This is a genomic window from Saccharothrix longispora, assembly GCF_031455225.1.
GTDB classification, from domain to species: domain Bacteria; phylum Actinomycetota; class Actinomycetes; order Mycobacteriales; family Pseudonocardiaceae; genus Actinosynnema; species Actinosynnema longispora.
In genome coordinates this window covers 3,040,795-3,062,259 of the sequence record NZ_JAVDSG010000001.1, presented here as the reverse complement: position 1 = coordinate 3,062,259, position 21,465 = coordinate 3,040,795, and the positions used below count along the sequence as shown (strand labels likewise).

The 21,465-nt window shown below is 72.0% G+C and carries 15 protein-coding genes; 13 read left to right on the top strand and 2 right to left on the bottom strand.

Annotated features, from left to right (window positions below; translation table 11 throughout):
- Nucleotides 1-52 precede the first annotated feature (52 nt).
- Genes J2S66_RS12435 through J2S66_RS12415 form a run of 5 tightly spaced genes read left to right on the top strand, consistent with a single transcriptional unit; the run spans nt 53 to nt 5,630 of the window.
- On the top strand, nt 53-1,531 hold the full coding sequence (locus J2S66_RS12435) for a sugar ABC transporter ATP-binding protein (protein WP_310307118.1): 1,479 nt from the start codon (nt 53-55) through the stop codon (nt 1,529-1,531).
- Entirely contained in the window at nt 1,528-2,553 is a 1,026-nt protein-coding gene (locus tag J2S66_RS12430; RefSeq protein WP_310307117.1) for an ABC transporter permease, read from the top strand. The genes J2S66_RS12435 and J2S66_RS12430 overlap by 4 nt, the downstream gene beginning before the upstream one ends.
- Nucleotides 2,550-3,539 carry an ABC transporter permease gene (locus J2S66_RS12425; protein ID WP_310307116.1) on the top strand — a complete coding sequence of 330 codons (990 nt, stop codon included), beginning with the start codon at nt 2,550-2,552 and terminating at the stop codon, nt 3,537-3,539. Before J2S66_RS12430 ends, J2S66_RS12425 begins: the two co-directional genes overlap by 4 nt.
- 40 nt (nt 3,540-3,579) lie before the next feature.
- Nucleotides 3,580-4,770 (top strand): substrate-binding domain-containing protein, encoded by a 1,191-nt coding sequence (locus J2S66_RS12420; RefSeq protein WP_310307115.1) that lies wholly within the window; start codon nt 3,580-3,582, stop codon nt 4,768-4,770.
- An 8-nt stretch (nt 4,771-4,778) separates the two neighbouring features.
- Nucleotides 4,779-5,630: a sugar phosphate isomerase/epimerase family protein gene (locus tag J2S66_RS12415; protein ID WP_310307114.1), complete on the top strand. Its 852-nt coding sequence runs from the start codon at nt 4,779-4,781 to the stop codon at nt 5,628-5,630.
- 18 nt (nt 5,631-5,648) lie between these two features.
- On the opposite strand, the gene J2S66_RS12410 is transcribed toward J2S66_RS12415, so the two are convergent.
- Complete coding sequence (locus J2S66_RS12410) at nt 5,649-6,701, bottom strand: LacI family DNA-binding transcriptional regulator (protein ID WP_310307113.1); 1,053 nt, start codon at nt 6,699-6,701, stop codon at nt 5,649-5,651.
- Between the two features lie 688 nt (nt 6,702-7,389).
- Between J2S66_RS12410 and J2S66_RS12405 the strand changes: the two genes are divergently transcribed.
- The 5 genes from J2S66_RS12405 (at nt 7,390) to J2S66_RS12385 (ending at nt 16,262) form a co-directional block, all read left to right on the top strand.
- A complete protein-coding gene (locus J2S66_RS12405) occupies nt 7,390-8,718 on the top strand; it encodes a glycoside hydrolase family 6 protein (RefSeq protein WP_310307112.1) in 1,329 nt (442 codons plus the stop codon).
- Between the two features lie 367 nt (nt 8,719-9,085).
- Complete coding sequence (locus J2S66_RS12400; protein ID WP_310307111.1) at nt 9,086-10,105, top strand: cellulose binding domain-containing protein; 1,020 nt, start codon at nt 9,086-9,088, stop codon at nt 10,103-10,105.
- Nucleotides 10,106-10,206: 101 nt separating this feature from the next.
- A complete protein-coding gene (locus J2S66_RS12395) occupies nt 10,207-11,841 on the top strand; it encodes a glycoside hydrolase family 27 protein (protein ID WP_310307110.1) in 1,635 nt (544 codons plus the stop codon).
- Between the two features lie 28 nt (nt 11,842-11,869).
- Nucleotides 11,870-13,246 (top strand): glycoside hydrolase family 43 protein, encoded by a 1,377-nt coding sequence (locus J2S66_RS12390; RefSeq protein ID WP_310307109.1) that lies wholly within the window; start codon nt 11,870-11,872, stop codon nt 13,244-13,246.
- A gap of 160 nt (nt 13,247-13,406) precedes the next feature.
- Nucleotides 13,407-16,262, top strand: coding sequence for a glycosyl hydrolase family 95 catalytic domain-containing protein (locus tag J2S66_RS12385; protein WP_310307108.1), 2,856 nt, complete (start codon nt 13,407-13,409; stop codon nt 16,260-16,262).
- 54 nt (nt 16,263-16,316) lie between these two features.
- Here the strand turns inward: J2S66_RS12385 and J2S66_RS12380 are convergent, their stop codons facing one another.
- Nucleotides 16,317-17,582, bottom strand: coding sequence for a cellulose binding domain-containing protein (locus J2S66_RS12380; protein WP_310307107.1), 1,266 nt, complete (start codon nt 17,580-17,582; stop codon nt 16,317-16,319).
- Nucleotides 17,583-18,381: 799 nt separating this feature from the next.
- Here J2S66_RS12380 and J2S66_RS12375 point away from each other — a divergent pair.
- From J2S66_RS12375 to J2S66_RS12365, 3 genes are read left to right on the top strand one after another with little or no spacing between them, the layout of a single operon-like run.
- Nucleotides 18,382-19,650, top strand: coding sequence for an ABC transporter substrate-binding protein (locus J2S66_RS12375; RefSeq protein ID WP_310307106.1), 1,269 nt, complete (start codon nt 18,382-18,384; stop codon nt 19,648-19,650).
- The gene (locus J2S66_RS12370; RefSeq protein ID WP_310307105.1) at nt 19,647-20,606 is read left to right on the top strand and encodes a carbohydrate ABC transporter permease; all 960 of its coding nucleotides are present in this window, start codon (nt 19,647-19,649) and stop codon (nt 20,604-20,606) included. Before J2S66_RS12375 ends, J2S66_RS12370 begins: the two co-directional genes overlap by 4 nt.
- On the top strand, nt 20,603-21,451 hold the full coding sequence (locus tag J2S66_RS12365) for a carbohydrate ABC transporter permease (RefSeq protein WP_310307104.1): 849 nt from the start codon (nt 20,603-20,605) through the stop codon (nt 21,449-21,451). Before J2S66_RS12370 ends, J2S66_RS12365 begins: the two co-directional genes overlap by 4 nt.
- Nucleotides 21,452-21,465 lie beyond the last annotated feature (14 nt).

Genomic DNA, 21,465 nt, shown 5'->3' with positions numbered 1-21,465 from the left:
ACGGGCGGACGGCGCGGTGACGCCCGGAACGGACGTGGAGGGAGGTGCGCGCGTGGACGTGCGGCTGGAAGGCGTCACCAAGAGCTTCCACGGCGTCACCGTGCTGCGCGGCGTGGACCTCGCCCTGAGGGCGGGCGAGGTCCACGCGCTGGTCGGGGAGAACGGCGCCGGCAAGTCGACGCTGCTGAAGGTGCTGGCCGGCGTGCACAAACCGGACTCCGGTCGGATCGTGGTGGGGGACCGGGAGGTCTCGTTCGCCGGCCCGCACGACGCGCTCGCGTCGGGCATCACGACGATCCACCAGGAGTTCGCCCTCCTGGAGCACCGGTCGGTCGCCGAGAACGTGTTCCTCGGCCGCGAGCCCGTGCGGCGCGGCCGGGTCGACCGCCGGGCGATGGAGGAGGGGACGCGGCGCCTGCTGGACTCGCTGGGCGTGGCGACCATCGACCCGGCGGTCGCCGTCGCACGGCTCCCCGTCGCGCAGCGGCAGGTGGTGGAGATCGTCAAGGCGCTGTCCGCCGACGCCGCGGTGCTCGCCATGGACGAGCCCACCGCCGCGCTGGCCGAGCACGAGGTCGAACTGCTGTACGCGCTGGTGGGGAAGCTGTGCGAGCGGGGGGTGGCGGTCCTCTACGTCTCCCACCGGATGCGCGAGGTGTTCGACCTCAGCCGGCGGATCACGGTGCTGAAGGACGGCGCGTTCGTGGCGACCTCGCCGACCGGGGACGTCACCCCCGACGAGCTGGTGCGGCTGATGGTCGGTCGCCCGGTGCACGCCCGGTACCCGGAGCGCGGTCGCGGCGCGGGCGACGTGCGGCTGGCGCTGCGCTCGGCGGGGAACGACCGGGTGCGGGACCTGGACTTCGAGGTCCGCGCGGGGGAGGTCGTCGGCCTGGCCGGGTTGCAGGGGTCGGGGCGGTCGGCGACGGCGCGGGCGATCTGGGGTGTGGAGCCGTTCACCAGGGGCTCCGTCGAGGTGGACGGCGTGCCGGTCCGCCTGGACCGGCCCCGCGCCGCGGTGCGCGCCGGCATCGGCCACGTCACCGAGGACCGCAAGGGCGAAGGGCTGGCGCTGCGGCAGTCGGTGGAGGACAACGCCCTGCTCGTGCGGCGCGCGGCGCTGCGCGGGGCCGCGGCGCGGCGGTCGTCCGACCTCGCCCGGCTGCTGCGGTCGGTCGCCCTCACCGAGCGCGTGCCGCACCGGGAGGTGCGCCACCTGTCGGGCGGCAACCAGCAGAAGGTCGTGCTCGCCAAGTGGCTCGCGGTCGAGCCGCGGGTGCTGATCGCGGACGAGCCGACCCGCGGCGTCGACGTGGGCGCGAAGCAGGCCGTCCACCGGCTGCTGCGCGACCTCGCGGACAGGGGGATGGCCGTCCTCCTGATCTCCTCGGAGCTGCCCGAGCTGATCGGCATGAGCGACCGGCTCCTCGTGATGCACGAGGGCGCGGTGGCGGGCGAACTGCCCGCCGGTGCCTCGGAGGAGGCCGTGATGAGGCTGGCGACCGGGCACGAGCCTGGTGGCACGGCATGAGCGCCGTGCCGGGACCCGCCCGGACCCGGCGGGACACCGCCCGGCGGGACACCGCGGAGCGACCGCGGAGGTTCGCGTTCACCCCCGTGGTGGCCGTGTACGTCGCACTGGTCGTGCTGCTCGTGGCCGGCAGCGCCCTGGTGGCGCTCGGCGGCGGTGTGCTGCTCGACCAGGGCGGGGTCGTCAACATCCTGACCCGCGCCACCGCGCTGGGACTGGTCGCGGTCGGCCAGACCCTGGTCGTGGTCACCGGGTCGCTCGACCTGTCGGTCGCCCACCTGGTCGGGCTGTGCTCGCTGGTGGCGGCCGAGACCATGGCCGGCAGCGGGACGATGGTCGTGCCCGGGGTGCTGCTCGCGCTGGCGGTCGCGGCCGTCGTGGGCCTCGTCAACGGGCTGGTGATCACGGTGCTCGGCGTCAACGCGTTCATCGCCACGCTCGGGGTCGCGCTGGTCCTGCGCGGCTACCTGGAGCACGGCTACACCGGGCCCGCGGGCAGCGTGCCCCGGTCGTTCCAGCACCTCGGCTACGCCCGGGTCGGCCCGGTCCCGGTGGGCGCGCTGCTGGCGCTGCTCGTCGCGGCGGCCGCGTGGTGGTACCTGCGGCGGACCCGTGGCGGCTACCACGCGTACGCGGTCGGCGGGGACGTCGACGTGGCCCGGCTGTCCGGCGTGCGGACCGGCCGGACGATCGTCACCGCGCACGTGCTGTGCTCGGTCGCGGCGGGTCTCGCCGGCGTCTTCCTGGCCGCCAGGCTCGGGTCGGGGGCGCCGCACGTCGGCACTGACGCGGGGTACGACCTGGAGTCCATCGCGGCCGTGGTGCTCGGCGGGACGGCCCTCGCGGGCGGGCGCGGCGGCGTCGTCGGCACGGTCGGCGGCGTGCTCCTCCTGGCCACCCTGGACACCGTCTTCGACGACCTCGCCGTCGACCCGTTCTTCAAGGACGTGGTGCGCGGCGTCGTGCTCGTCGTCGCGGTGGCGCTGTACGCCCGCCGCCGGCCGTTCCGGGGGGCGGCGTGACGCGGCGACCCCGTCTGGCCGACGGGACCGCGCCGGTGCTGGTGGTGCTGGCGGTCCTGCTGGTGGCGCTGGCGTTCGCCGGCCCCGCGTACACCGAGCCGGCCGGCTACCTGGCCCTGTTCAAGCGCGCCGCGCCGCTGGTGCTCCTGGCGGTGGGCCAGTACTTCGTGGTCGTGTCCGGCGGCTTCGACCTGTCAGTGGGGGCGCTGGTGACCGCGGAGGTCGTGATCGCCGCGCGGCTCGTCGCGGGCGACGACGCGAACGCCCTGCCGGTGATCGCGCTGCTGCTCGGCTTCGGCGTCCTGGTCGGCCTGCTCAACGGGCTCATCACGACGAAGCTGCTGGTGCCGTCGTTCATCGTGACGCTCGGGATGCTGCTGGTGCTCGACGGCGCGGTGTTCCTGTGGACCGGCGGCGCGCCGCGCGGCGCGCTGTCCCCCTCGTTCCGGGTGTTCGGCCGGGGCGGGTTCGACGTGCCGCTCCTGGGCCAGGTGCCGTGGTCGGTCGTCGTCGTGCTGGTCGTGTCGGCCGGCGCGGTGCTGTTCATGCGCAGCGGCACCGGGCGCACGCTGCTCGCGGTGGGGGACAACGACACGGCCGTCCGGCTGGCCGGTGGCCTGGTCGACCGGCTGCGGTTGGTGGCGTTCGCGCTCTCGGGACTGCTCGCCGCCCTCGCCGCCGTCCTGCTCGCCGGCTTCGCCGGGGTGTCCGCGCAGGTCGGCGCGGGCCTGGAGTTCCGGGCCATCACCGCGGTCGTGCTCGGCGGCGTCGTGCTCGGCGGCGGACGCGGTTCGGTGGTGGCCGCGGCCGCGGGAGGGTTGTCGCTGGAGGCCCTGTTCTCGCTGTTGAACCTGCTCGGCGTCCCCGGTGCGCTCGAATCCGCCGTGCAGGGCCTGATCATCGTCACCGCGGTCGCCTACGCCGCCCGGAGCACCGGCCCGCGACGGGCGTCCCGGGCCCGCGAGCGCGGACCGGTCACCCCCTGAACAACCCCGGACAACCCCCGGAGAACCGAGGAGCAGCACGATGCGCAGGAAGTGGTCGGCGGTCGCCCTCGCGGTCGCCCTCGTGACAGCCGGTTGTTCGAGCGACCTGCCCACCGGGGACGCGGCGGGCACGACGACCCCGGCCCGGACCGGGGACGGGGCCGGGTTCTTCGACCGGGTCGAGTTCGAGCGCCAGCTGGAACTCCGCACGGCGCGACCGGTCGGGTTCGAGGACGGCGGCCCGGAGCCCGGGCCGTGGGAGCAGATGCTCGACCCGGAGATGGCCGACACCACCCGGTACGCCAAGCCCGGTGGCGGCCACCACCTGTGCTTCTCCAACGCGTCGGTCGACAACCCCTGGCGGCAGGTCGGGTTCAGGACCATGCGGGAGGAGGTGAAGCTCCACCCGGAGATCACCTCGTTCACCGTGCTCGACGCGGAGGCCAAGGACGACAAGCAGGTCAGCGACATCCAGTCGTTCGCCGACCGGGGGTGCGACGCGCTGATCGTGTCGCCGAACACCACCGCCACGCTGACCCCCGCCGTGGAGGCCGCGTGCCGGACCGGTGTGCCGGTGATCGTGTTCGACCGCGGCGTCGACTCCGACTGCCCGGTCACCTTCATCCACCCGATCGGCGGGTTCGCGTTCGGTGCGGACGGCGCCGAGTTCCTGAAGGAGGAGGTGGCGCCGGGCGGCAAGGTCCTGGCGCTGCGCATCCTGCCCGGCGTGGACGTGCTGGAGCAGCGGTGGGCCGCGGCGAACGAGATCTTCGCGGACAGCGGGCTGGACGTCGTCGGCGTCGAGTTCACCGACGGGGACGCGGCCAGGACCAAGGCCGTCGTCGACGACTACCTCCAGCGCGAGGGCCGGATCGACGGCGTGTGGATGGACGCCGGCGCGACCGCCGTCGCCGCGGTCGAGGCGTTCCAGGACGCGGGCGTGCCCATCCCGCCGTTCGTCGGCGAGGACCAGCAGGACTTCCTGCGGACCTGGGTGGCGGAGGGGATGACCGCGATCGCGCCCACCTACCCCACGTTCCAGTGGCGCACGCCGGTCATCGCCGCGCTGCGCGTCCTCGCGGGCGCGCCGGTGCCCCGGGAGTGGGTGCTGCCCCAGCCGAAGGTGACCGGCGCCGACGTCGGGGACTTCATCCGGGACGACATGCCGCCGCTGCACTACGCCATGTGCGGCTGCGAGTCGATGCCGGGCTACCCGGGTCCGTGGAAGTAGGCGCGGGCGTGTGGGACATCGGCGTCAGCACCTGGGTCTGGGCGTCACCGCTCACCGACGACGTCCTGGCCCGGCTCGCGCCGCGCATCCGCGACTGGGGCTTCGACGTCGTCGAACTGCCGGTGGAGCACCCCGGCGACTGGGACCCGCACCGGGCGGCCGACCTGCTGGCGGGCCTCGGCCTCGGCGCCGCGGTGTGCCTCGTCATGCCACCCGGCCGGGACCTGCTCGCAGCGGGCGCCGTCGCCGGGACCCAGGACTACCTGCGTCACGTCGTGGACGTCGCGGCGATCGTCGGCAGCGGTGTGGTGGCGGGGCCGGCGTACAGCCCGGTGGGCCGCACCTGGCGCGTCGAGAACCGGCCGGAGGTCTACGCCGAACTGCGCGGGAACCTCGCCCCCGTCGTCGAGCACGCGGCGTCGAGGGGCGTGCGCCTGGCGGTGGAGCCGTTGAACCGCTACGAGACCAGCCTGCTCAACACGGTCGAACAGGCCCTGGAGGCGCTGGACGGCCTGCCCGACGAGGGGTGCGGGCTGGCCCTCGACACCTACCACATGAACATCGAGGAGTCCTCGCCGGTCGACGCCGTCCGGGCCGCGGGCGCGCGGATCGCGCACGTCCAGGTGTGCGCCAACGACCGGGGCACGCCGGGGGAGGACCACCAGGACTGGCCCGCGCTGCTGCGGGCGCTGGCCGACGCCCGCTACCGCGGCCCGCTGTGCATCGAGTCGTTCACCCCGGACAACGCCGCGATCGCGACGGCCGCCTCGATCTGGCGGCCGCTGGCCGCCTCGCCCGACGCCCTCGCCACCGGGGGACTGGCGTTCCTGCGCGCCGCCACCGCGCCCTTCCGGCGGTGAGCGCGCCCCGCAGGTCCCTCAGCGCGGCGGCGCCACGGAGCCCCTGCCTCGGACGGGCATGGGGACGCGGTGGGCCGTGCCCCCGCACGACCGGTCCGCGCCGTGCTGCTCGGCCGGGGAGAGGAGGAGGTCGACGGCCTTCGCCCCGAGGTCGTGGTGCGGGAAGGCGACGGTGGTGAGGCCGGGGCGGAGCCAGGAGGCGACGGGGTAGTCGCCGAAGGAGACGACGGAGACGTCGTCGGGCACGCTGAGACCCGCGTCCTGCAACGCCTGGTACGCGCCGAAGGCGAGCCGGTCGTCGAGGCAGACCAGCGCGCGGGGGCGTTCGCCGCGCAGCAGGTCGCGCGTCGCCTCGAAACCGTGCTGCGGCAACCACCACCGGCACGGACGCCCGCTCTCCACCTCGACGCCGGCCTCGCCCAGCGCCTGGCGGACACCGGTGAGCCGGTCCAGGGCGGTGGCCCGTCCGAAGGGGACGTCGCCGTCCGGGCCGGCGCCGATGACGTGGATGCCCTCGCCGTGGCCCGCGTCGAGGAGCACGCGCGCGGCTGCGCGCCCGCCCTGGACCTCGTCGGGCAGGACCCGGGGCAGCGGTGAGGGCTCCGAGGGCAGCACGTTGAGCAGCACCGCGGCGCCGAGGGCCAACCCGGCCGGGACGCTGGTCGTCCTGGTGTGCGCCGCGGCCAGGACGATGCCGTCCACGCGGTGGTCCTGCATCGTCCCGATCAACGCCCGCTCGGCGCGGGCGTCGCCCTCCGTCTCGCCGAACAGCAACGTCACGCCGTGCCGGCGGGCCGCGGCGAGCGCGCCCCCGACCACGTCGCCGGCCACCCGCGAGCCGGAGACCGAGTCGGACACGAACGCGATCGTCCGCGTCCTCGCCCCGTGCCGCCCCACCGGGGACCGGTTCCGCCGGTACTCCATCTCCGCCGCGGCCTCGCGGACCCGCCGCTGCACGCCTTCGGAGATCCGCAGGTCGCGGCCGCGCCCCGACAGCACCAGGGACACGGTGGTCTGGGAAACGCCGACCACCTTGGCCACATCCGCCAGCGTGACCCGTCGTGAGCCCACGGTGGACCTCCCGTTCTCCGCTCAAGAGCTCGCCAAGAGTCAGACTCATCCGAACGTGATCCCGATGGTTACTCATGACAGCCCTCGGGTTCCCACGTCGTCAAGAGAGCAAGCACGTCGAGTTTCGCGGGGTTGCGTGTGGAGGTCGCCCCGAAGCTCTCAGGCTCTTGGATCGTGGAGCGGGTCGATGCCGTCGACTGAGTACTACTCATCGCCATCGACGATGGGGTTGGGCCGGATCGCGCCTCCCGGCCGTCGGCCGGCTCGCCGTCGAGCGGTGGACGATCTGGCGTCCAGAGCTGGGCACACGGGAACCAGCTCAATGTGAGCGTTCACAACAAGCGGCTTCAAGGATAGTTCTTCAGTGCTACATAGACAAGAGAGCTAAAGTGAACGCTAACATCTTTAGCTCCGTCGACAATTGACTGCCTCATTCGGCGTGGCTAGATTGATTCGAGGTCGAATCCCTTCGCACGTGGTCGCGACCATCGGCGACCACTCGACTGGGAGCGCTCCCAGCGCGAACGCGCCCACCTGACACAGCAACGACGCTGCGAGGACATCGGATGAGAGCAACGAACACGGCACGCGGCGGCGCCGCTGCCCCCGCCCCGGCCTCGTGACCGGAGGCGCAGCCAGTCGCCGTCCCCGTCCAGAACGCTCACCCGGCACCCTGACAGGAGATCCCATGAAGCGGAGGAAGCGGGCAGCGTCCGCGTCCGTGCTCTCGATCGCGCTCGTGACCGGGGCCGCGGCCCTGGCCGTGGGCGGTGGCACGACCGCCCAGGCCGCGGACTCGGCCTTCTACGTCGACACCTCCAACTCCAGCGCGAAGTGGGTCGCCGCCAACCCGGGCGACTCGCGGGCGGCGGTGATCCGCGACCGGATCGCCTCGGTGCCTCAGGCGCGGTGGTACACCACGACCAACACCTCGTCGGTGCGCTCGGAGGTCAGCTCGTTCGTCGGCGCGGCGGCGGCGGCCGGGAAGATCCCGATCATGGTCGTCTACAACATCCCGAACCGCGACTGCGGTGGCGCCAGCGGTGGCGGCGCGCCGTCGCACCAGGCGTACCGGGCGTGGGTTGACGAGGTCGCGGCCGGTCTCGCCGGGCGCCCGGCGGCGATCATCCTGGAGCCCGACGTGCTCCCGATCATGAGCAACTGCCAGAACGCGGACCAGCAGAGCCAGACCAGGGCGTCGATGGCCTACGCGGGCAAGAAGCTCAAGTCCGGGTCGTCGCAGGCGAAGGTGTACTTCGACATCGGCAACTCCGCGTGGCTCTCCCCGTCGGAGGCCGCCAACCGGCTGCGCGCCGCGGACATCTCCAACAGCGCCGACGGCATCGCCAGCAACGTGTCGAACTACCGCACCACCTCCGCCGAGGTGTCCTACACCAAGGCCATCCTCAACGCGCTCGGCGACGGCAGGCTCAAGGCCGTCATCGACACCAGCCGCAACGGCAACGGCCCGCTGGGCGAGGAGTGGTGCGACCCGGCCGGGCGCGCGATCGGCATCCCCAGCACCACCAACACCGGGGACGCGCAGATCGCCGCGTTCCTGTGGGTGAAGCTGCCCGGCGAGGCGGACGGCTGCATCGCGCAGGCCGGTCAGTTCGTGCCGCAGCGCGCGTACGAGCTGGCGATGGCGGCGGGGCCGACGTCGACGACGACCACCACGACCACCACCAGCACGGGCGGCAACCCGGGCGGCGGCTGCACGGTCAGCCACCGGGTGGTCAGCCAGTGGTCGGGCGGGTACAGCGGCGAGATCGTGATCGGGAACCGGGGGCCGTCGATCAACGGGTGGACCCTCGTGTTCTCGGCGCCGGGTGTGTCCGTCACGCAGGGCTGGAACGGGACGTGGACCGACACCGGTGACGCGGTCCGCGTCGGCAACGCGTCCTGGAACGGCACGCTCGCGACCGGTGCGTCGGTGACCATCGGGTACAACGCGAACTACAACGGGACCACGCCCCCGTTCTCCTCGCCGTCGTTGAACGGCACCGCGTGCTCCTGAGGCCGTAACCAGCCCGACCCGGGTCCCCGTCCGGCAGCATCGCCTCCTCCGGACGGGGACCCTTCGCGTGCGCTGCTCCCGCCGTCGGGACCCCCATTTGTGCACGTTCACAAACCGACCTCTCAGAGGCAGGTGGATCGGCTCCGCCAAATGGAGCCTTCCTGTGGGTGATAGCGCTCTACCTGCGCTTATCTGGCCAGTTCGAATGAGGCATTCGACGGTCGTCCAGGTTTCGCTAAAAGTTAGCGCTCACAAATTTAGCTTTGACCGGCTGTAGCGGCCTGGTTACATTGCTCGAAGTGACCCGTCAACGACGACGCAGGGAAACCGCGACCCGGTCCGCTTCGGTCTCCCGGGAAGGCTCACCATGTCGAGCCCGCTGAAGGTGCTGTCCGGTGTGCTGGCGGCCGTGCTGCTGACGGCGCAGCCCGTCTCCGCCGCTCCCAACCCCGGGGGCACCGCCGCCCCGCTCGCGGCACCGGTGCGCGTGATGCCGTTGGGCGACTCGATCACCCAGGGCGGTTCGAGCGGCGGCTACCGGCTCGACCTGGGTGCGAAGCTGCGGTCCGCCGGGCGCGACGTCGACTTCGTCGGCTCGGCGGTCGACGGGCCGTCCTCGATGCCGGACCGCGACCACGAGGGCCACCCCGGCTGGACCATCGCGCAGGTCGACGCCAACGTCGTGAACTGGCTGCGCACCCACGCGCCCCGCACGATCCTGCTGCACATCGGCACCAACGACATGTACGGCAGCGACCCGGCGGGCGCGCCGAGGCGCCTGTCGGCCCTGGTGGACAAGATCACCGCCCAGGCGCCGTCGGCGGACGTGTTCGTCTCGACGATCATCCCGATCCGGTTCGCGGACGCCACCGTGCGCGGCTACAACGCCGCGATCGTCCCGTTGTTGCGCGCCAAGGCGGCGGCCGGCAAGCGCGTCCACGTGGTGGACGCGTACCCGGCGGTGCCCGTCTCGGACCTGCCCGACGGCATCCACCCCAACGCCGCCGGCTACGCGAAGATGGCGGCCGTCTGGTACGACGCCCTGCGGTCGGTGCCGGGCAGCATCGGCGACCAGCCGCAGCCCGGCGGCACGTGCACGGCCGCGCCGCGCGTGACCGGCAGCTGGGGCGGCGGCTTCCAGGGCGAGGTCACCGTCGCCAACCCCACCGCCTCGGCGATCACCGGGTGGACCGTGCGGCTGGCGCTGCCCAACGGGCACGCCGTCTCGCAGGTCTGGGGCGGCACGGCGTCCGGCACCGGAACGGTCACCGTGACCAACGCCCCCTACAACGGCGCGCTCGGCCCCGGCGCCTCGGCGACCTTCGGGTTCATCGCGTCGGGTTCGGGGGCCGCGGCCGTCGGCACCGCCACGTGCACCGGTTCGTGAGCCCGCCGCACCCCCGACGACCAGCCCCCGACGACCACCCCCGGCACACGCCGTCGGCACCCACGCCGGCGGTCTCCCCACCCTGCGCGAAAGGGGCAACGATGCCCGCCCGACCCTGGAAAGCGCTCCACCTCGTGGTCGCCGTCCTGGTGGCGCTCACGACCGCCGTCGCGGGACCCGCCGCACAGGCGGCGCCCGGCAGTCCCGCCCTCACCCCGCCCCTCGGCTGGAACAGCTGGAACAGCTTCGGCTGCGGGATCACCGAGGCCCAGGTCCGCCAGGCCGCCGACGCGATGGTGTCCTCCGGGATGCGCGATGCCGGCTACCAGTACGTCGTCGTGGACGACTGCTGGTTCGACCCGCAGCGCGACTCCTCGGGCAACCTGCGGCACCACCCGACGAAGTTCCCCAGCGGCATGAAGGCGCTCGGCGACTACATCCACTCGAAGGGCTTGAAGTTCGGCATCTACCAGGCGCCCAACGAGAAGACCTGCGCCCAGGGCGTCGGCACGCACCCCGGCTCGACGGGCAGCAAGGGCCACGAGGTCCAGGACGCCCGGTCGTTCGCCTCGTGGGGCGTGGACTACCTGAAGTACGACTGGTGCTCGGGCGCCGGCACCCGTGACGAGCAGATCGCCCGCTTCTCGATCATGCGCGACGCGCTGCGCGCCACCGGCCGGCCGATCGTCTACAGCATCAACTCCAACAGCTTCCACGCGCCGACGGGCGACAAGTACGACTGGGGTGAGGTCGCCGACCTGTGGCGGACCACCGAGGACCTGCTCGACATCTGGCAGAACGGCAACACCAACAGCTACCCGATGGGCGTGGGCAACGTCCTCGACGTCACCGCGCCCCTGGCCGCGCAGACCGGCCCGGGCAACTGGAACGACCCCGACATGCTCGTCGTCGGCCGTCCCGGGCTCAGCCTCACCGAGTCCCGCGCGCACTTCGCGCTGTGGGCGCTGATGGCCGCGCCGCTCATGGCGGGCAACGACATCCGCACCATGTCCGCCGACGTCAGCGCGATCCTGCGCAACCCGCGGCTGCTCGCCGTGAACCAGGACCCGCTCGGCGCGGGCGGCAGGCGCGTGCGCGACGACGGCAACACCGAGGTCTTCGCCAAGGCCCTGTCCGACGGCTCGGTCGCGGTCGGGCTGCTCAACCGGGGCGGCGGCACCACCACCATCTCCACCACGGCCGCGCAGATCGGCCTGTCCGGCAACGGGTTCACCCTCACCGACCTGTGGACCGGCGGCACGTCCACCAGCACGGGCACGATCTCGGCGAGCGTGCCGGCCCACGGCGTCGCCGCGTTCCGGGTCACGGGCGGCAGCCCGATCACCGCCACGACCTCCCGACTGCGCGGCACCGGCTCGGGCCGCTGCCTGGACGTGGACAACGCCTCCACCGCCGCCGGCGCGGCCGTGGTGGTCTGGGACTGCCACACCGCCGCCAACCAGCTGTGGACCACCTGGGCCGGCGGTGAGGTGCGCGTGTTCGGCGACAAGTGCCTCGACGCGGACAACCAGGGCACGACCAACGGCACCAGGGTGATCACTTGGTCGTGCAACGGTCAGGACAACCAGAAGTGGACGCTCGGCTCCGACGGGTCCCTGCGCAACACGCGCGCCGGACTGTGCCTGGACGTCGAGCGGGCCGCCACCGCCAACGGCTCGCGGCTGGTGCTGTGGACCTGCAACGGCCAGACCAACCAGAAGTGGGCGCGGTCATGACCCGCCCCACCCGGACCGGGGAGACCCCGTGACGCGCACCCGTTCCACCCTGCGACGCGCTGTCGCCTGGACCCTGTCGGCCCTCTGCCTCGCCGCGCTGCTCCCCGGGGCGGCGCGGGCGGACAACCCGGTCGTGCAGCACATCTACACCGCCGACCCCGCGCCGCTGGTCCACAACGGCCGCCTCTACCTCTACACCGGCCGCGACGAGGACGGCGCCACCTACTTCACCATGAAGGAGTGGCGCACCTGGTCCACCACCGACATGGTCAACTGGACCGACCACGGCTCGCCCATGAACCTGTCCACCTTCTCCTGGGCGAAGGCCGACGCGTGGGCCGGGCAGGCCGTCGAGCGCAACGGCAAGTTCTACTGGTACGTCCCCGTGGTCAACCGCGCCACCAACCGCATGGCCATCGGCGTCGGCGTCTCCGACAGCCCCACCGGGCCGTTCCGCGACGCGCTCGGCCGACCGCTCGTCGAGAACGGCGAGATCGACCCCTCCGTGTTCATCGACGACAACGGTCAGGCGTACCTCTACTGGGGCAACCCCAACCTCTGGTACGTCCGCCTCAACGCCGACATGACCAGCTTCTCCGGCAGCCCGACCCGGATACCGCTCACCGCGGCGGGCTTCGGCACCCGCACCGGCAACCCCGACAGGCCCACCCTGTACGAGGAAGCGCCGTGGGTCTACAAGCGCAACGGCCTGTACTACAACGTCTTCGCCGCCCAGTGCTGCTCGGAGTTCATCGCCTACTCCACCGCGCCCGGCCCCACCGGACCGTGGACCTACCGGGGCACGCTGATGCCCACCCAGGGCAGCAGCTTCACCAACCACCCGGGCGTCGTCGACTACAAGAACAACTCGTACTTCTTCTACCACAACGGCGCGCTGCCGGGCGGTGGCGGCTACGCCCGCTCCGTCGCGGTGGAGAGGTTCACCTACAACGCCGACGGCACCATCCCGCGCCTCGGCATGACCACGAGCGGCCCGCCGCCCGTCGACGTGCTCAACCCCTACACCCGCCAGGAGGCCGAGACCATCGCGTGGGGGAGCGGCGTCGAGACCGAGCCCGCCGGCGAGGGCGGCATGAACGTCGGCTGGATCGAGAACGGCGACTGGATCAAGGTCAGGAACGTCGCGTTCGGCAACGGCGCGTCGACGTTCACCGCCCGCGTCGCCTCGGGGACGTCCGGCGGCGCGCTGGAGGTCCGCACCGGCAGCGCGACCGGGGCCACCACCGCCCGCTGCACCGTGCCCGGCACCGGCGGCTGGCAGAACTGGACGACGGTCTCGTGCCCGGTCAACGGCCTGTCGGGCACCCAGGACGTGTACTTCCGGTTCACCGGCGGCAGCGGCTACCTGTTCAACGTCAACTGGTGGCAGTTCACCGCCAGGTGACCACCGACCCGCCCGGCCGAGGACGCGTGGCCGAGGCCGGCGCGGGGGTGCGCCGCGGGACCGGGACCGCTCCCCGTCCCGCGGCGCGCCACCCGTACCCCAGCCCGCGCCCCGTCCGACCGCGATCCGCTCCACGACCCCATCGGCTGAAGGAGACGGGATGTCCGACCTCACGCGAAGGCAGATGATCAGGTACGGGGCGGCGGGCGTCGGAGCCGCGCTGACCGCCCCGTCGTGGACAGCCACCGCGCACGCCGGTGCCGCCGCGCCGCCCGAGGTCGGCGACCTCGCCCTGTGGTACGACGAGTCCGCGGGCTCGGACTGGCTGCGTGCGTTGCCGGTCGGCAACGGCAGGATCGGCGCGATGGTGTTCGGCAACACCGACACCGAGCGGTTGCAGCTCAACGAGGACACGGTGTGGGCGGGCGGCCCGCACGACTACACCAACACCCGCGGCGCGGCGGCGCTGCCCGAGATCCGGCGGCTGGTGTTCGCCGACCAGTGGACGCGGGCCCAGGACCTGATCAACCAGGCGATGCTGGGCAACCCCGCCGCGCAACTGGCCTACCAGCCCGTCGGCGACCTGCGCCTGGCCCTGCCGGCGGCGAACGGCCTGAGCGGCTACCAGCGGTGGCTCGACCTGACCACCGCCACCACCGCCGTCACCTACACCGCGAACGGCGTGCGGCACCGGCGCGAGGTGTTCGCCAGCGCGCCGGACCAGGTCGTCGTCGTGCGGCTGACGGCCGGGACACCGGGCTCGGTGTCGTTCACGGCGTCGTTCGGCACGCCGCAGCGCGCCTCGTCGTCCAGCCCGGACGGCACGACGATCGCGCTGGACGGCGTGTCCGGGGACATGCGCGGCATCCCGGGCTCCGTCCGGTTCCTCGCGCTGGCCCGCGTGCTGGCCGAGGGCGGCACCACCAGCTCCTCCGGCGGCTCGGTCCGGGTGTCCAACGCCGACGCGGTCACGCTGCTGATCTCCATCGGCACCAGCTACGTCGACTTCCGCACCGTCGACGGCGACCACCGGGGACTGGCGCGCACGCGCCTGAACGCGGCCCAGGGACTGTCGTTCGACGCGTTGCGCAGCCGGCACGTCGCCGACCACCGGGCGCTGTTCGGGCGGGTAACCCTCGACCTCGGCCGCACCCCGGCCGCCGACCAGACGACCGACGTGCGCATCGCCCGGCACAGCGGCACCACCGACCCGCAGCTGTCCACCCTGCTGTTCCAGTACGGCCGCTACCTGCTGATCGCGTCCTCCCGACCGGGCACCCAGCCGGCGAACCTCCAGGGCATCTGGAACGAGCTGATGACCCCGTCGTGGGAGTCCAAGTACACGATCAACGCCAACCTGCCGATGAACTACTGGCCGGCGAACACCACCAACCTCGCCGAGTGCCACCAGCCGGTGTTCCGGATGATCGAGGACCTGGTGGTGACCGGCTCGCGGACCGCGCAGGCCCAGTACGGCGCGCGCGGCTGGGTCACGCACCACAACACGGACGCCTGGCGCGGCTCGTCGGTGGTGGACGGTGCGCTGTGGGGCATGTGGCAGACCGGCGGCGCGTGGCTGGCCACGCTGATCTGGGACCACTACCGGTTCACCGGCGACGCGGAGTTCCTGCGGCGGTACTACCCGGCGCTCAAGGGGTCCGCGCAGTTCTTCCTGGACACGCTGGTCACCGAACCGACCCTCGGCACGCTGGTGACCAACCCGTCCAACTCGCCCGAACTGCCCCACCACGCCAACGCCAGCGTGTGCGCGGGGCCCGCGATGGACATGCAGATCCTGCGCGACCTGTTCGACGGGTGCGCCGCGGCGTCCGAGGTGCTGGGCGTGGACGCCGACTTCCGGGGGCAGGTCCGGTCGGCGCGGCAGCGGTTGGCCCCGATGAAGGTCGGTTCGCGCGGCAACATCCAGGAGTGGCTGCACGACTGGGTCGAGACCGAACCCCAGCACCGGCACGTCTCCCACCTGTACGGCCTGCACCCGGGCAACCAGATCACCAGGCGGGGCACGCCCGACCTGTTCGCCGCCGCCCGCCGCACGCTCCAGCTGCGCGGGGACGCGGGCACCGGCTGGTCCCTCGCCTGGAAGATCAACTTTTGGGCGCGGTTGGAGGACGGGGGCCGGGCCCACGACCTCCTCCGCTCCCTGGTGACCACCGAACGGCTCGCGCCCAACATGTTCGACCTGCACCCGCCGTTCCAGATCGACGGCAACTTCGGCGCGACCTCCGGCATCGCCGAGATGCTGCTGCACAGCCACAACGGCGAGCTGCACGTCCTGCCCGCGCTGCCGCCGGCCTGGCCGAGCGGCAGCGTGAGCGGCCTGCGCGGGCGCGGCGGCCACACCGTCGGCGCGACGTGGGCCGACGGCCGGCACACCGAGCTGACCGTCACCCCCGACCGCACCGGCGTCGTCCGGGTCCGCAGCCGGATGTTCACCGGCACGTTCACCCTGGTCGACACCACCACGGGCACCGCCGTGCAGCCGGGCCGGCCCGAGTCCGACGTGGTCGAGTTCACCGCCCAGGCCGGCCGCGCCTACCGGGCGACCGGGCAGGGCGGCAGCGGTGCGGTGGTCGAGGTCGGCGTCGACTACCGGCTCGTCGCACAGCACAGCGGGAAGCTCGCCGACATCAGCGGGGTGTCCACCGCGGCCGGGGCGCTGCTGAACCAGTGGACCGCGACCGGCGGCCTCAACCAGCGGTTCGACTTCCTCGACTCCGGCGGCGGCCACCACCGCGTGCGGGCCCGGCACAGCGGTCTGGTGCTCCAGGTGTCCGGCACCGGGACGGGGGCCGACGTGACGCAACAACCCGACGTGAACAGCACGGCCCAGCAGTGGCGGGTGGTGGACCAGGGCGGTGGCGTGATCAGCCTGGTCAACCGCCTCAGCGGGCTCGCGCTGGACGTCTGGTCGGCCTCGACGGCGGACGGCGCGCGCATCTCGCAGTGGACCGTCACCGGTTCCGCCAACCAGCGCTTCCAGCTCCAGCGCGTCTGACGCGCCTCCGGGCCCGGGGGCGGTGCGCCCGGGCCCGGAGGCGGTGGGAGCTGGTCAGAAGTTCTTCCTGGCCACCGTCCACGGGTACTTGGCGGCCAGCCCCGACGGGCTGAGGACGTAGGTCCGGGCGGTCTGGTTGCCGTTGAGGACCATGTCGAGGAACTGGACGACCGTCGTCATGCCGTCGGTCATCTGGCTGCCGGTGATGAACCCGACGTGCCCGGCCTGCGGGTGCCTCGCCAGCACGGCGGGCACGGTGACCAGGTCGTAGTTGGCCTGGGTGTTCTCATAGGCGATGTCGGAGGGACCGCCGTCCATGAACAGGGCCGGCGAGTGCAGCTTGCGCAGCTCGGACCGCGAGTAACCGAAGGCCCCGTCGGCGAACAGACCGCTGTCCAGCGAGACCACGGCGGAGACGCGGGGGTCCTGGGCGGCGATGAGGGCCTCCAGGCCGCCGCACGAGTGGCCGGCCGTGGCGACCCTGGTCAGGTCGAGCCGCTGCGCCAGCGGCGAGCCGGTGCGGACCTGCTCGCGCTCGGCCCAGCCGATCGCGTCGGTCAGCAGCGACGGGATCGGCGAACCGCTGGGCACGCCGTTGGGGGAGCCGTTGACCGAGCCGGTGTCGACCACGACGAACCCCTTCGACGCGATGAACGTCAGCGCCTGGGTGACCTCCCTGTTGTCCGTGTGCGCGCACGCGCCGTTGCCGAACGCCAGCACCGGCATCGTGCGGCCGACGGCCTGCGGGTTCGAGGGGCGGAAGACCGTGTAGCGGTTGTCGCCGTAGGCGCCCTCGCGGGTGACCGGGAAGTTGTTCTCCACGGCGGGGCGGCTCGGCGGCGACGTCGTGGTGGTCGTCGTCGTGGTGGTGGTCGTGCTGGTGCTGGTCGGCGTGGCGGAGCCGGTGCACGCCACGCCGTTGAGCGTGAACCCCGCAGGGGGTGTCGGACGGGCGCCGGAGGTGGCGTTGAAGCCGAACGAGACCGTCCCGCCGGTGGCGACGTTGCCGTTCCACGCCGCGTTGGTCGCCGTCACCTGGGTACCGGACTGGGTGTGCGACCCGTTCCACGACTGGGTGATGCGCTCGTCGCCGGAGAACGTCCACGACAGCCGCCACCCGCTCACCGGGTCGCCCAGGTTGGTCACGACCGCGTTCGCGCCGAACCCGCCGGGCCACTCCGAGGCGATCGCGTAGTCGACCCGGCAGCCGACCGCGGCCGACGCGGAGCCGACCCCGGCCAGCGCCGCCGCCGTCGCGGTCAGCGCCACGGCGAGGCCGACCGCCGCGGTCCGCCGGGTTGGTGAATCGATTCTGTGCACGGTGATCACGTCTCCTTCGGAGTGGACCGGTTCCGGAACAGTCCCGTGCCCGCGCGTGGACGCGCGGGCACCGGACTGGGGCGACAGGCCGGGTTGCCCTGCGTCGGCAGACCCGTGCGGTACGGCAGTCGGCCGCGCTCGCCGCTCGCGTCGGGGTCGAACCCCCGGTGGGGGAACCGGAGCGCGGTGACCTCGACCCCGGCCGGGCGTCGGCGCACGCGGACTCGCGCGGTGGCGGGCGGGTGGTGGCCTGACCCGGACATGGGTGTGCTCCTCTTCGTCGAGGGGGACGTGCCGGAGGCGGGCGGTACACGCGATGCCACGGCGGGACATCAGTGGTGTTAGCGCTAACAATATAAAGTCTGTCGACTCTTTTGCGCAGATGTCGTGATGGGATGGCGGCACCGCCGTCGAGGGCGTTTGTCGCGTCCATTCGACTGTGAACGATCGCGCACAGCGGGTCAAGACGTAACGAAAATATTTCGCGCGGGTGAGCGGTGTGCACCTTGCTAAATTTTGCCCATCTTCCTTTAGCACAGGGGAATCACAGTCCTCCCGTCCTCGGCGACGGGGTGTCCGATGGTCTTCGGGACCTGCTGTTTCGCAAATGCGGCCGGCCGGTCCCCACGTCGTCAACATGTCCGGCGGTGCAGGTCCTCCGCCTTTGCGGCATCTCGTCCTTGACGGTCGGTATGTTGCGGCTTACGGTCGTGAACGCTAACAATCGGAGTTTGTTACGAAAGTTTCGACCAGTCGATGAGGTGGCGTGTTGCGCGCCCGCACAGCTTGGAGAACCGCCGTGACCTTCCGCCCGCCCCTGTTGCTACTCGCCGCGGCCTTCGCCCTGGCCACCGCCTGCACGCCCGGTGGGGGTGGCGGCGGCGGGGGAGGGGATGACAAGACGTTCGACTTCTGGTCCTTCTCCGCCATCAACCAGAAGCTGACCGTGGACGCGTACCAGGCGAAGCACCCGGACATCCAGATCAAGCTGACCGAGGTGGGGACCTCGACCGAGACCGCCCAGTCGCTGACGACCGCGCTGGCCGGCGGGAAGGTGCCGGACCTGGTGCTGATCCAGGGCGACAACCTGCCGCAGTTCGTGGAGCAGCCGCAGAACTTCGTGGACCTGCGGACGCTGGGCGCCGACGACATCAAGGGCGACTACCTGGACTGGGTGTGGAAGCAGAGCGTCGCCAAGGGTGGCGAGGTGCTGGGCGTCCCCACCGACGTGGGCGGCATGGCCGTGGCCTACCGGACCGACCTGTTCGCCGCGGCCGGGCTGCCCACCGACCGGGAGTCCGTGAGCGCCCTGTGGCCGACCTGGGACGCGTTCATCGAGACCGGGAAGCGCTACAAGCAGGCCACCGGCAAGGCGTTCACCGACAACGCGGCGACCAGCGTGTTCTACCAGGCGGTCAACCAGGTGTCGGAGAAGTACTACAGCGAGGACCGCAAGCTGGTCTACGCGGACAACCCCCAGGTCAAGGCGGCGTTCGACCTCGGCATCAAGGCGGCCACCGCCGGGATCACCGCCGGGCAGTCCTCGTTCGAGAGCGCGTGGAGCGCCGGCATGGCGCAGGGGCAGTACGCGGCCGTGTCCGCGCCCTCGTGGATGCTCAACAGCATCCGCAGCACCGCGCCCGACACCAAGGGCAAGTGGGACATCGCGACGATCCCCGGTGGGTCCGGCAACTGGGGCGGCAGCTACCTGGCCATCCCCAAGCGCGCGAAGAACCCCCAGGCCGCCTGGAACTACATCAAGGAGATGCAGTCGCCCCAGGGGCAGCTGGAGCACTTCACCCGCGTCGGCGCGCTGCCCTCCACCCCCTCGGTCTACCAGGACGCCGGGCTCGTCGACGCGAAGGACCCGTTCTTCACCGACGCCCCGACCGGCAAGATCTACACCGACTCGCTGCTCGGGCTCAAGCCGTTCTACATCGGCCCCGACAGCGCGGCGATCGGGCAGGAGTTCCTCAACGCCATCACCAACGTCGAGCAGAGCGGCGGCAACCCGGACACGGCGTGGGACGACGCGGTGCGCAACATCAAGACCGCCATCGGCGAGTGACCGCCGTGACCGCCACGCTCACCCCCGCGCCTTCGGCGGCACTGCCGCCGCCCGCCTCCCCGAAGGGGCGGCGACTGGGCGAGCGCCTGTCGGCCTACGCCTACATCGCGCCGTTCTTCGTGCTCTTCGCGGTGTTCGGGCTGTTCCCGTTCGCCTTCACCTTCTACGTGGCGCTGTTCGACTGGAACCCCATCGGGGACCAGGTGTTCATCGGCGCGGACAACTTCACCCGCATGTTCGCCGACCCCCGGTTCTGGAACGCCGCGGGCAACACGGTGAGCATCTGGTTCCTGTCCACCGTGCCGCAACTGCTGCTGGCCCTCGTGCTGGCTCACGTGCTCAACCACGCCCGGTTGCGGTTCGCCCTGTTCTTCCGGATGTCGATGCTCATCCCGTACGTGACCTCGGTGGCGGCCACCGCGATCGTGTTCGCGCAGCTGTTCGACCGCGACTACGGGCTGCTCAACTGGCTGCTCGGGCTGGTCGGTGTCGAGCCGGTCGACTTCGTCCAGTCCACCTGGGGCAGTCACCTGCTCATCGCGACGATGGTGGTCTGGCGGTGGTTCGGCTACACCACCCTGCTCTACCTCGCCTCACTGCAATCGGTTCCCCGCGCGGTGTTCGAGGCCGCGGCCATCGACGGCGCCGGGCCGTGGCAGCGGTTCCGCCACATCACCGTGCCCTCGCTGCGCCCGGTGATCATCTTCACGGTGGTCACCTCCACCATCGGCGGCCTCCAGATCTTCACCGAACCCCTGCTGATCGCCTCGGGCGCGCCGTTGACCTGCGGGGCGGTGCGGCAGTGCCAGACGCTCACGCTGTTCCTCTACGAGCAGGGCTTCGGGCAGTTCGAGTTCGGCTACGGCTCCGCGATCGGAGTCGCCCTGTTCGCCATGGTCGTGGTGATCGCCGCGGTCAACTACCTGCTGTCCACGCGGATCAAGGCGGACCGATGACGACCACCACGCCGCGCCGCCGGCGACCCGGCCGGGTCCGGTGGTGGACCTACCTCCTGCTGGCCGCGGCCACCGTCGCCTGCCTGTTCCCGCTGTACTGGATGTTCATCGTCGCCACCACCGACACGGCCACCGCGACGAGGATGCCGCCGGAGGTCGTGCCCGGCGGCAACTTCCTCCACCTCGTGGGCCTGGTCCTGGAGACGGTGCCGTTCCTCCAGGCGCTGCTGAACAGCCTCGCCGTGGCCACCGCGATCGGCGTCGGCCAGGCGGTGCTGTGCGCGCTGGCCGGGTTCGCCTTCGCCAAGTTGAGCTTCCCCGGCCGCAACACCCTGTTCCTGCTCGTCGTGCTCACGATGACCGTGCCCACCCAGCTCTCGGTCATCCCGCAGTACATGATCATGTCCCAGCTCGGGTGGGTCGACACCCTCCAGGCCCTGATCGTGCCGGGACTGGCCAGCGCGTTCGGCATCTTCTGGATGCGCCAGCACATCACCGCCACCATCAGCGACGAGCTGGTGCAGGCCGCCACGATCGACGGCGCGAACACGTGGCAGGTGTTCTGGCGCATCGCCTTCCCGATCGTGCGCCCGGCCGCGTTCGTGCTCGGCCTGTTCGGCTTCGTGACCGCGTGGAACGACTTCCTCTGGCCGTTCATCGTGCTCAAGTCACCCGAGCGCTACACCGCCCAGATCGCCATCAAGGCCCTCCAGAACAGCTACGACGTCGACCTCGGGCTCGCCATGTCCGGCTCGTTCCTGGCCACCATCCCCCTCGTGGTCCTGTTCGTCATCGTCGGCCGCCGCATGGTCGCCGGAATCCTCGAAGGCGCCTTCAAGGGCTGAACGCCCGCACGACA

What these genes read in the sequence shown, in the direction of transcription:
- J2S66_RS12430 (WP_310307117.1), top strand. Translation starts at nt 1,528, where the DNA reads ATGAGCGCCGTGCCGGGACCCGCCCGGACCCGGCGGGACACCGCCCGG.
- J2S66_RS12385 (WP_310307108.1), top strand. Translation starts at nt 13,407, where the DNA reads ATGTCCGACCTCACGCGAAGGCAGATGATCAGGTACGGGGCGGCGGGC.
- J2S66_RS12400 (WP_310307111.1), top strand. Translation starts at nt 9,086, where the DNA reads ATGTCGAGCCCGCTGAAGGTGCTGTCCGGTGTGCTGGCGGCCGTGCTG.
- J2S66_RS12420 (WP_310307115.1), top strand. Translation starts at nt 3,580, where the DNA reads ATGCGCAGGAAGTGGTCGGCGGTCGCCCTCGCGGTCGCCCTCGTGACA.
- J2S66_RS12395 (WP_310307110.1), top strand. Translation starts at nt 10,207, where the DNA reads ATGCCCGCCCGACCCTGGAAAGCGCTCCACCTCGTGGTCGCCGTCCTG.
- J2S66_RS12365 (WP_310307104.1), top strand. Translation starts at nt 20,603, where the DNA reads ATGACGACCACCACGCCGCGCCGCCGGCGACCCGGCCGGGTCCGGTGG.
- J2S66_RS12405 (WP_310307112.1), top strand. Translation starts at nt 7,390, where the DNA reads ATGAAGCGGAGGAAGCGGGCAGCGTCCGCGTCCGTGCTCTCGATCGCG.